The organism is Leuconostoc palmae, from assembly GCF_019656075.1.
Taxonomy (GTDB): domain Bacteria; phylum Bacillota; class Bacilli; order Lactobacillales; family Lactobacillaceae; genus Leuconostoc; species Leuconostoc palmae.
The window spans coordinates 1-11994 of record NZ_BPKZ01000013.1 but is presented as its reverse complement, the minus strand read 5'-3'; the positions used below and the strand labels follow the sequence as shown (position 1 = coordinate 11994).

At 35.3% G+C, this 11994-nt stretch carries 9 protein-coding genes and 1 pseudogene; all 10 read left to right on the top strand.

Going from position 1 to position 11994, the window contains the following annotated elements:
• Nucleotides 1–41: 41 nt before the first annotated feature.
• Nucleotides 42–548, top strand: coding sequence for a YehS family protein (locus tag K5Q12_RS06520; protein WP_220742923.1), 507 nt, complete (start codon nucleotides 42–44; stop codon nucleotides 546–548).
• Nucleotides 549–617: 69 nt separating this feature from the next.
• The gene (gene ndk / locus K5Q12_RS06515) at nucleotides 618–1031 is read left to right on the top strand and encodes a nucleoside-diphosphate kinase (protein WP_220742921.1); all 414 of its coding nucleotides are present in this window, start codon (nucleotides 618–620) and stop codon (nucleotides 1029–1031) included.
• 106 nt (nucleotides 1032–1137) lie between these two features.
• Nucleotides 1138–2016: a UDP-N-acetylmuramate dehydrogenase gene (gene murB, locus K5Q12_RS06510; protein ID WP_220742918.1), complete on the top strand. Its 879-nt coding sequence runs from the start codon at nucleotides 1138–1140 to the stop codon at nucleotides 2014–2016.
• Nucleotides 2017–2019: 3 nt separating this feature from the next.
• On the top strand, nucleotides 2020–4116 hold the full coding sequence (locus K5Q12_RS06505) for a Na+/H+ antiporter (protein ID WP_220742916.1): 2097 nt from the start codon (nucleotides 2020–2022) through the stop codon (nucleotides 4114–4116).
• Between the two features lie 30 nt (nucleotides 4117–4146).
• Nucleotides 4147–4965: a diadenylate cyclase CdaA gene (cdaA, locus tag K5Q12_RS06500; protein ID WP_220742914.1), complete on the top strand. Its 819-nt coding sequence runs from the start codon at nucleotides 4147–4149 to the stop codon at nucleotides 4963–4965.
• A complete protein-coding gene (locus tag K5Q12_RS06495; protein ID WP_220742952.1) occupies nucleotides 4965–6023 on the top strand; it encodes a CdaR family protein in 1059 nt (352 codons plus the stop codon). The genes cdaA and K5Q12_RS06495 overlap by 1 nt, the downstream gene beginning before the upstream one ends.
• An 18-nt stretch (nucleotides 6024–6041) precedes the next feature.
• Nucleotides 6042–7409, top strand: coding sequence for a phosphoglucosamine mutase (gene glmM / locus K5Q12_RS06490; RefSeq protein ID WP_220742912.1), 1368 nt, complete (start codon nucleotides 6042–6044; stop codon nucleotides 7407–7409).
• 85 nt (nucleotides 7410–7494) lie between these two features.
• Nucleotides 7495–8196, top strand: a complete 702-nt coding sequence (gene rnc, locus K5Q12_RS06485; protein ID WP_220742911.1) for a ribonuclease III — start codon at nucleotides 7495–7497, stop codon at nucleotides 8194–8196.
• Nucleotides 8197–8199: 3 nt separating this feature from the next.
• On the top strand, nucleotides 8200–11754 hold the full coding sequence (gene smc / locus K5Q12_RS06480; protein WP_220742909.1) for a chromosome segregation protein SMC: 3555 nt from the start codon (nucleotides 8200–8202) through the stop codon (nucleotides 11752–11754).
• Between the two features lie 2 nt (nucleotides 11755–11756).
• Nucleotides 11757–11994, top strand: a pseudogene (locus K5Q12_RS06475) (signal recognition particle-docking protein FtsY); the annotation flags it as partial.

Genomic DNA, 11994 nt, shown 5'->3' with positions numbered 1-11994 from the left:
GTGTCAATTGAAAACAGAAGAAAATGTAGGAGAAAAAATATATGAATAACAATGATATCATTATTCGTTTAAGATATGCTTTGAACATTAAAAATGATGACATGATTAAGGTATTTTCCCTTGGTGGTATAACGTTAAATGAACAAGACTTACATAGTATTTTAACGAAGCAAAAAGATGATGAGAAACGTGATTCAAAAGTTTCAATGATTATGTTGGAATCATTCATGAATGGTTTGATTATTTCTCAACGCGGACAAAAAATTGGAGCGGATCTTAAACCGATAGCACCAACTTTTGATATGAAAAAAGAAGAAGATATTAACAATGTCGTTATGAAAAAAATAAAAATAGCGATGTCATATACAAGCGATGACTACTTAGAATTCATGAGAAAAGCTGGGATTAAAGTATCGAGTTCTGAATTAAGTGCAGTGATGAGAAGACCAGATCATCGTAATTACAAACCTGCGGGTGATCGCTATTTACGTAATATTCTTAAAGGAATGGCAATAGTGTATCGACCAGAACAAAGTACAAAAAAGTAATCGCTTTCATTGTGCTTAAATTCGCAGATGTGTACAATAAAGTTAGTAAAGTTTTAGGAGGCTATGGATATGGTTGAACAAACGTTTATAATGATAAAACCTGACGGCGTAAAGCGCGGCAAAGTAGGCGAAATCATTAATCGTATTGAAAATAAAGGTTATCGTATAATCTCATTGAAAATGATGTCTGCAACTGAAGACCTTTTAGCTAAGCATTATGAAGAACACGTTGATAAACCTTTTTATCCTGAGTTAGCCAACTATATGATGTCTGGACCTGTTATTGCGATTATAGGTGAAGGCACAAATATTATTGAAGGATGGCGCAACATGATGGGAGCAACTAATCCAACATTAGCACAACCTGGGACAATACGAGGAGATCTTGCGCGTGAGTGGGATACTGAAGCTATGATGAATGTCGTACATGGATCTGATAGTAAGACGTCTGCAGAACGTGAAATAAAACTTTGGTTTTCTTAATTTAAAAGCTTGAAATGATATTTCATATTTCAAGCTTTTTTGGTGTGATTTAGGTGGATAGGCGAAAGTTTGGTAAAATGATAGTAATCAACTTGGAGTTAATAAAATGACATTAAATCAAATTAAAATCTTAAAGAATCAATTACTAGCCCCTTACGCTCATACACAAGTAGGCGGTATGGTAGACTTTTTAGCTATTCCAAAAACACAAACGGAACTACAAGAATTATTATTATGGGCAAAATCTAATCAACAACCGATCTATATTTTTGGACGATTATCAAATTTAGTTGTACGTAATGGTGGCTTGAGGGGGCTTGCTATTTTATTACATGAATTAAACCATATTAGTATTGAAAATAATATAATCACTGCTGATGCTGGCGCTGATTTAATCATGGTTGCAGAGTCGGCTTTAGAATCAAGTTTAAGTGGATTGGAATGGAGTGCTGGCATACCAGGATCTGTTGGTGGTGCAGTCTTTATGAATGCCGGTGCCTATGGCGGTCAGACTGATATGGTTGTTGAGTCAGCGACTGCGATCATGCCAGATGGTACGATACAAACATTTTCGTCTGAAGCATTGGATTTTGGTTATCGACACTCTGTTTTTCAAGATAATGGTGGGGTAATTATTAGTGCAACATTTCGTTTAGTACCCGATGACCAGCTTCTTATACAAAGTCGAATGGATGAAAATAATTTCAAACGTGCGAATAAACAACCATTGAACTATCCTTCTAACGGTTCAGTTTTTAAGCGACCAATAGGTTATTTTGCTGGCAAATTAATTATGGATTCAAATCTGCAGGGGAAACGTGTAGGAGGGGTAGAAGTTTCAACTAAACACGCAGGGTTTATGGTAAATGTTGCCCATGGCACAGGTAATGATTATGAAGACTTAATTCATATTGTTCAAAAAACAGTAAAAGAAAAGTATGGTGTTTCACTTGAAACTGAGGTTCGGATTATGGGGGAGAGATAAAATATGATAATTATTGAATTGATTGTTATTCTTATTATTTCTGTTACCATTTCAAATGTTATTTCGCACTATATTCCTGATGTGCCGGTTAGTTTGTTTCAAATCGCTATCGGTTTAATACTAGCACTTGTATTTGGTGTATTTATTGAGGTTGATGCCCACTGGTTCATGCTTTTATTCGTTGCACCATTATTGTACAATGATGCATGGCGGTTTCCAAAAAGAGAATTATGGGAATTACGTGGTCCAATTTTAGCCAATGCGATTCTATTAGTGTTATTGACGACTTTAGTAGGTGGATTCTTCATTCATCTATTGATTCCACAGTTTCCAAAATCCGTTGCATTAGCTTTGGCTGCTGTTATCTCACCAACTGATCCTGTAGCTGTTCAAGCAATTGCCAAGCGTGTCAAGTTGCCTGATAAGGTTATGCATATTGTCTCTGGTGAAAGCTTGATCAATGATGCTAGTGGATTAGTTAGTTTTAACACAGCCATAAAGGCTACGGTTGCTGGCACTTTTTTATTAACAGAAGCTATAACTAATTTTTTATGGATGACTTTTATAGGTTTACTAGTAGGGTTGATTTTAGGGAATATTGTCAGTTGGCTACGTGACACGTTTGATAGAGTGGGAATGAATGATGTCGTATTTCATACAGTGATTACATTGTTATCACCGTTTTTGATCTATTGGGTTGCTGAAGATGTTTTTCATGCTTCAGGTGTTATCGCTGTCGTAGCAGGTGGCGTCTTAGTTAAAATTTTAAGTGATCAACACATCGACGCACGAAATCCTGAGATTTCAGTTACAGTAGTTAGAACTTGGGAAATTTTTGCTTATCTGCTAAACGGTGTTATATTTGTTTTGTTAGGCATTGAACTACCTCAAGCGGTAGATGCTGTTTTTAAAAGTTCACAAATACATACGGGTCATGCTATTTTCTATGGTTTTGCGGTTTGGTTTATCGTTTTTGCTATTCGGACAATCTGGGCATATGGCAATCAGATAATGTTATACGTTAAGAATCATGAAAACAAACCAAACTTTATGATTTCCATAACCTCTGGTCTGACAGGTGTTCGCGGAGCAGTAACAATGGCTGCAGTTATGACAACACCAGCAATCATAAAAGATGGTTCAGAATTTCCACAGCGTAATTTATTGATATTTGTCGCAGCTATCGTTGTCATTGTTAGTTTATTAGTTGCTACAGTAATGTTACCAATAGTCACTAAAGAACGTTCTGCACACGATTTCACTCAGCCTGAAATGTCAGAATCAGAAGCAACATCAGCTGAAATTAAGCCTAAATATGAAATGTCTGAAGCCGAAGCAAGAATTTTTGCTATTCAAGTAGGCATACAAGTTTTGCGCGAACAACAAAGAGATAATAATCGTGCCATTGTCTATGAATTAATTAATCGAAAACAAAGAACGATAGCACAAATTAGACAATTATTGGGTGATCAAGTCAAAACACCATTGAAAGCTGATGATTCTGAGTTAAGACGTGTTGGTATTGTTGCACAAAGAGACCAGTTACAAAAAATGTTAGTTCAAGAAGAAATTTCACCGATAACCTTTTCAATACAATCTAGAAGATTGGAAAGGTTGGAAAGTGCTATTGATGCTAGTTCACATTATCAAATTTCAACGCAGTGGTCTTGGCAACTGATTCGTAGAGCTATCGGTAACATACGTATTTGGTTATCAGATGAAACAAATGAAAAAGTTAAAAAAGAAAATTCATTAGTGATTCGAGAAACAGCAAAGGCAGCAATTAAAAAGTTATCTGAACATATGGAACAATATAATGGTGATACCGTTTCTCATCGTTTAGAAAGACAAAATGCCTATAATTTGATTGTTGCTTATCGTTATTTAATTGAAAATGAGAAACGATCGGACACACCCGAACAGCGTGTCATAGATGAAAAAATACGTGTTGATTTGGAAATTAAGGCATTAAATGCGCAACGTGAGGCTATTCAGAATTTATATGATCAAGGTCGTATCACACGACAATCAGATATTAACATCAGGAAATTTATTAACTTTTCAGAAACGGCTGCTTTAGCTGGTAAAAATGAAGAGTAATTCATGTTGACTTAAAAATAAGGGGATTTTATGTTACCACTGTTAACAAGCAACAATTTAATGCATGCTATTGACATTGCAATTATATGGTTTTTACTTTACAAAATTATCCAATTTGTTGAAGGAACACGTGCTTTACAGATTCTTTTGGGTCTTGGAACTGGTATTCTTGTTAAAGTCATTAGCTGGTATTTGGGTCTAGCAACTGTATCATGGGTTATGGATCAGTTAATTACTTGGGCGCCTATTGCCCTTGTTGTGATTTTTCAACAAGAGATACGTCGGGGACTAGAAAGTTTAGGACGACGGATTACATTGCGACGTTCTCACATAGACAATTCATTTGAACAACAGCTCATTAAGAGTTTAGATGAAGCATTACAATACATGTCAAAACGCCGAATAGGTGCATTAATCACTATCCAAAGAGATGCAAATTTGGATGAATATATCAAGACAGGTATTAAACTTGATGCCTACGTGACGGGCCAATTATTGATTAATACATTCATACCAAATACACCACTACATGATGGGGCTGTAATTATCAGTGATAAGCGTATAGCTGTTGCTTCTGCGTATCTACCCTTATCTGAAAGTACGCGTATTCCTAAAGAACTTGGTACAAGACATCGAGCAGCCGTAGGTATATCTGAGGCAAGTGATGCCATTACTGTAGTTGTTTCCGAAGAAACTGGCGAAATATCAATAACACAAAAAGGTGATTTATTAAGACATATGGATCAAAGTAGTTATTTGACGTATTTTGAAAAACAGTTTCTTGCTAATATAACAGAAGGTACACAAACTAGTAACAAAAAATGGTGGAAAGGATGGGGACGTGGATAATGAAAAAAATTGGACAATCAAAAATTTTAAATTTAGTCATTTCCTTACTTTTAACACTATTACTTTTTGCTTATGTCATTAGCACCAAGTCAGCTACTTCTAGCAGCAATGGTGGTAATAACATTACAAACATCGTGCCCGAGAAAAAAGCGGTTTTGAAAGTACCATTGAGTCTTCAATACGATAATGATGAATATGTTGCGGTAGGGGCACCAGCTTCAGTTCAGGTTACAATTGAAGGATCTGGTGCTTTGATATCAGCGGCAAGAAGTCGAAATGATATTCAAGCCAGTGCTGATCTAAGAGGTCTAAAGCCTGGAAAACATACTGTTACAGTGGCATTAAGAGGTGTAAATGCTTCATTAACTTCTACAGTTGAACCACAAAAAGTAACGGTTACAATTGCAAAAAAAGCAACGACAACATTGCCCGTAACGGTAGATTATGATAAAAATAAAATTGCTAGTGGGTATACCGTCAGTAATGCGACTTCAGATCCTAAGCGTGTGACTATTATTGGTCCACAAACAAATGTTGATTCGGTAGCATCTGTTATAGCAAGACCGACTTTACAAAGTGGGATTAAAGATTTTATTGCACAAAACACGCAACTAATAGCGCTTGATAAAGAGGGAAATGAAGTTGAGGTGGCTTTTAACCACAAGACTGTTAATGTAGAATTAACAGTAGCACCAGAAGATTCAAAAAAGCTATCGCTAAAAGCTAATATTAAAAATGGGGATGCTAATCAATATCAGGTTAGCTTTGATCCTAAAACAATCACTGCTTATGGTGCATCAGATACACTCAATTCTTTGAATGATATTAGTTTAAATATTGATCTCAATGATATTAAAGATCAAAATGGTACAATTAAAATAGATTTACCTAAAATTGATGGCATTGTACGTTATGATACGTCAACTGTGACGGCCAATATTACCAAAAATAGTACGTCAGATGCTTCAAAAGAATCGTCATCTTCAAGCTCAAACAATACAGAGTCTTCAAGTAAATCTTCTTCTAGTACTAGTGATAGTAGTTCAAGTAGTAAATAAAGAAAATAGGACAGGAATATGTCAGATATTAGTTTAAAATATTTTGGAACAGATGGTGTACGTGGCGTTGCTAATAAAACGTTAACACCTGAATTAGCATTTAGATTAGGTAGAACTGGTGGTGCTATTCTCACAAGACACAACGAATCTGATAAGAAACCAGTTGTTATTGTTGGTCGTGATACTAGAATCTCAGGTGAAATGTTACAGCAGGCGATCATTGCGGGTTTTCTATCCGTTGGTATTGATGTCTTGCGTTTAGGTGTGATTACGACACCTGCTGTGGCATTTTTAGTTCAAGATTTGGAGGCTGATGCAGGTGTTCAAATTACAGCATCTCATAATCCTGCAGCTGATAATGGGATTAAGTTTTTTGGAAATGATGGCTTTAAACTTTCCGATGAATTAGAATTTGAAATTGAACAATTACTTGATTCACAAACAGATGATTTGCCAAGACCTAGTGCTGAAGGATTAGGTAGTGTGAATAATTATCCTGAAGGTGCGTTAAAATATATTGGATTCTTACAAAAAACAATTCCTACTGATTTAGCAGGAATGAACATAGCATTAGATGGCGCTAATGGTGCAACTAGTGAGTTACTACCTCGTTTATTTGCTGATTTAAACACTGACTTTGTTACTATGGGAACTAAACCAGATGGTCTTAATATCAATGATGGTGTTGGGTCAACGCATCCTGAAGCATTATCAAAATTGGTGCAAGACAAGGAGACACAAGTAGGGCTAGCCTTTGATGGAGATGGGGACCGTTTGATTGCAGTTGATGAAAACGGTGATATTGTAGATGGTGACAAAATTATGTTTATCATTGGTCGATTCCTGAATAATCAAGGTAGATTGAAGCATAACACAATTGTCTCAACTGTGATGAGTAACATTGGTTTCTACAAAGCTTTGGCGGAAAACGGTATGACGAGTGTTAAAACTGCTGTTGGTGATCGTTACGTGATGGAAGAAATGATTAAGTCAGATTATAATGTAGGTGGAGAACAATCAGGGCACATTATTTTCAGAGACTGGGCTACTACAGGGGATGGTTTACTAACAGCATTGCAATTACTTTACGTTATGAAAGAAACTGGTAAAAAGTTATCAGAATTAGCAAATAGTGTTCAAATTTATCCCCAAAAGCTTGTGAACATTAAAGTAGCAGATAAAGTAGCTATTCAACAAAATCAAGAAGTTATTGCAAAGATTGCAGAAGTTGAATCGCAAATGGCTGGTGATGGTCGCGTCTTAGTTAGACCTTCTGGTACAGAATCTTTATTGAGAGTTATGGCAGAAGCACCCACTCAAGAATTAGTTGAAAAGTACGTTGATGCGATTGCTAGTGTTGTTAGAGAACATGCCGATCAAGTTTAAATGGAAAAGTACTAAGTTTATCAAAAACTAAGTACTTTTTTTGATATAATTAAATATAAAACTATATATTTTAAAGGAAGAAACCGTGTCACAAGACAGTTTTAAAAAATATTTATTGTCAGAATTTAACATTCATTTTAATGACGAATCGTTATTAACAGAAGCGTTGACCCAACGTAATTATCTAAATGAGCATCCTAATGAATCTGGCCGTGATTATCAACGCTTAGAATTTTTAGGTGATTCAGTCATGCAGGTTTCAGTGGCTGAATATTTATTTAAGCGTTATCCCAATTGGCATGAAGGTCAATTGACTGAAATGCGCATCACTATGGTGCAAACAAGATCATTTGCTCATTTTTCTAGATTAGTGCATCTTAATGAAGCAATACGCTTGGGTAAGGGTGAAGAAATGTCGGGAGCCAGAGATCGTGATTCTCTGTTAGAAGATATTTGGGAAGCATTTATAGGGGCACTTTATCTGGATCAAGGGCTTGACGCAGTCCGTTTATTTTTAGACAAAACATTATTTGCTGCTGTTGACACTGAATTTTTTGATCGGTTCATTGATTTTAAAAGTCGATTACAAGAAAAGCTACAAAAAAAGGGAACTGTAGATATTGACTATCGAACAGAAAATGAACAGCAATTATCAAATAATGAACAATTATTTGAAGCTAGTGTGTCTGTAGATGACAAGGAATTAGCACGTGGAACAGGAAAATCAATAAAAGATGCCGAAAAAGCGGCTGCACGTGTGGCATTAAAATTATTGGAAGAAAAGTAAGCCATGAAACTTAAATCACTCGAAATCAGTGGCTTTAAGTCGTTTGCTGATAAAACTGTTATTAATATTTTACCTGGTATGACAGGTATTGTAGGACCTAACGGATCTGGAAAATCAAATATTATTGAAGCAATGCGTTGGGTTATGGGTGAACAAAGTGCGAAAGATTTGCGTGGTTCAAAAATGAGCGACGTTATTTTTGGCGGCACCAACAATCGTGGTCCATTAAATCGAGCAGAAGTTTCAATGACTTTTGATAATACAGATCATTACATTAAATCTGATTTCAATGAAATTAGAATTTCCAGAAAACTCTATCGCTCGGGAGAAAGTTCGTATCAAATCAATGGTATTGAAACACGGTTACGTGATATTCATGATTTGTTTATGGATACAGGATTGGGTAGAGAAAGTTTTTCGATTATTTCTCAAGGACGTGTTGAAAGTATTTTTAATGCTAAGCCGGAAAACCGACGCGCTATTATTGAAGAAGTTGCTGGTGTACATAAATACAAGCAAAATAAAGAACGGGCTCAAAAAGAATTAGCACAGACGCATGACAATTTGACCCGTATTACGGATATTATCAGAGAAATTGAGTCTAGGATTGAACCTTTGGCCGAGCAATCGGCTAAGGCGACAGATTATCTTGCCCAACAAGAGCGATTTGAACATCTGGACAAAATACGTTTAGGGTTAACTCAGTACGAACTAGAATCTAAAATTGATAAAGTTAGATCTCAAATTGCATTGCAAGATGAGATTGTGAATCGTGATAAAACAAAATTAGATCAATTGAATACGTACCTGGTTAGTCAACGCCAAGAAAATAATAATGCTCAAATGTTGAAAGATGAGCTACAGCAATCTATTTTAAGTGCGACACGAAAAAGAGAACAATTGATTGGGTCAAAAAATCTCTCACTACAAGAGATTGGTACTTTATCTCAAGATATTAACAATAGCAAACAACAAATAAGTAGGTTGTCAGAGCAATTAACTAATATTAATGAACAAATAAATACTTTAGAAGTCGAAAAAAAACAATTATTAGATAGTCAGAAATCACTTGAATTAAAAGTTGACGTATTTAAAGAGTCTGATAACGGGCAACTAAAAGCTAGATTAGAAAAACAACTGGAACAATCACGATCTGATTACATTCAGATAATGCAAGAGATTGCGACGTTACGCAATACAATGCAAACTGACGAGGAAAATCAAATAGTGATTACTAATCATATTAATGATTTATCGCAACGTTTAAATCAGGCTAAAAATGATTTGCGTGATGTCGAAAGTCATCTAACTATAGATGAATCTGAGTCAGATCAACAGAAGTTAGCTAACTTAGAGAAAACTATTGAAAATAAACAACGTAATCTGGAACAACTAACAGCCGATTTTCATAAGAAAGAGAAATCTTGGTATCAGCTATTAAGTGACCTCAATAAGTTACGCAGTAAACGAGATGCATTGAATGCTATGGATGAATATGCAGGTTTTTATCAAGGTGTGAGGGCTTTGATGAAACCAGAAGTGCGACAGATTTATCCTGGAATTCGTGGTGTCGTTGGGGAATTAGTGGTTGTTGATCAGGCTTATACATTAGCAATAGAAACGTCATTGGGTGCCGCACTTCAACATATTGTTGTTGATTCAACCGAAACAGCAAAGCAAGTCATTCACTATTTGACTAAAAAAAGAGCTGGGCGAGTGACTATTTTGCCATTAGACACTATTAAGGCAAGGCAGATAACTGGGCATAATCAAATTAAGAGCATGACCGGGTTCATTGGTATTGCTGCTGAATTGGTCAGCATGCCCAAGGATATGGCAACGATTAAGGCTAATCTATTAGGAACAACAGTTATTGTTGATAATTTGACAAATGCAATTCAAATTGCAAAATCAATGCTACATCGTTATCGTGTTGTTACTTTAGATGGACAAATTATTAATGCTGGTGGGTCGATGACAGGTGGATCTCAGCAAAAAAAGCAAACAAATGGCATATTAGGTCGACAAGCAGAATTAACTGAATTAAATCAATCGGTTAAAAAATTACATCTTCAAACTCAAGAATCGGAAAGTTCGTTGCAAAAACAACGCCAATACATTGATCAGCTTAAGTTAGAAATTGAGTCCATTGAAAAAAATCATATTAAAGCTAAAAATCAATCAAACAAAATTGATTATTTATACCACAAGAAGCAGGATGAATTAATTCAGAAAAAAAGGAACCTAGCAACTTTAGAATATGATTTCAATGAAAAAAAATTACAAAAACAAGAATTAGACGACAAAATTGAAGACGAAAAACAGCGTATAAGGCTTGTTGAAACTAAAAAAGATAATCAAGAAAACGAAGTAAAACGTATCAGTGCTGAGTTATCTCAATTGACTGAAAAAAATCAGGCGAATAATAATGAAAAAGTAGCGGTTGAAGCTAAATATGCGGCAATTAAAACAAAAATTAATAGTGTTATTGAAAAAGTTGTATTACTAGATACACAAAAAGATGATATTCAAACACGATTAGATGATGTTAAACTGAACTTATCAACATACGAAAATCGTATGTCGTCTGCAGAAAATACATTGGCAATGACCGATCAGCTTGAACAAATAGAACAAGAGTTAAAAAATGATCAACAAAATCTTGACAAACAAACTAATCAATTAGTTGAGTTAGGACAAGCACTAGAAACATTGCAAGAACAGTTTGTAGTGCAACAAACTAACTTGAAAGAGAGCACTGCTGTACAAAGTCAAAATATTGCAAAACTAACTCGATTAGAAACGCAGTTTGATAGTCTAAAGGCACAAATCTTGATGCAATATGATGCAATTGATGTATCAGATATTATTGCCGAACACGAATTAACAGAGATTGATGATATTAATTCTCAATTATCCTTAGTTAAGCGTAGTCTAGACGAAATCGGACATGTTAATATGAATGCAATTAACGAGTATGAAGAAGTACAATCAAGATTCGATTTTTTAAATAGTCAACGTAATGATTTACAATTATCTCGTGAAACGCTTTTGACAACAATTGATGAAATGGATCAAGAGGTACAGCTTCGTTTTAAACAAACATTCGATGAAGTTGCAAAACATTTTTCAACAGTATTTTCAAAAATGTTTGGTGGTGGTCAAGCTGAGATTTGCTTGACAGATCCAAAGCACTTGTTGACTACAGGCATTGACATTATTGCCCAACCTCCTGGAAAAAAATTTCAACAAATGAGTTTACTTTCTGGTGGTGAGAAAGCACTAACTGCTATCACTTTACTATTTGCGATACTAAAGGTTAGACCGGTTCCGTTTGTGGTATTAGATGAAGCAGAGGCGGCTCTAGATGAAGCTAACGTAGATCGTTTTGCTAATTATCTATTTGATTTTGCAGGCGAAACACAGTTTATTGTCATTACACATCGTAAAGGGACAATGCTCAAAGCTAATCTCCTTTACGGTGTTACAATGCAAGAGGCTGGTGTTTCAAAAATGATTGCTGTTGATTTAGAAAAAGCAACTGAAAGTGTAGGTTAAACATGGGATTATTTGATATTTTTCGAAAGAAAAAAGAAGAAACTAAGCCAGAGTTAACAGAAGAGACTGGTCTCACAAATGACACGTTAGTATCTTCTGACGAAGTTAAAAAAAATACTGAAATACTTGACAAAACACTAACGACTTCCCAACAATCAACAGAAACAGAAACAGAAACAGAAACAGAAACAGAAACAGAAACAGAAACAGAAACAGAAACAGAAACAGAAACAGAAACAG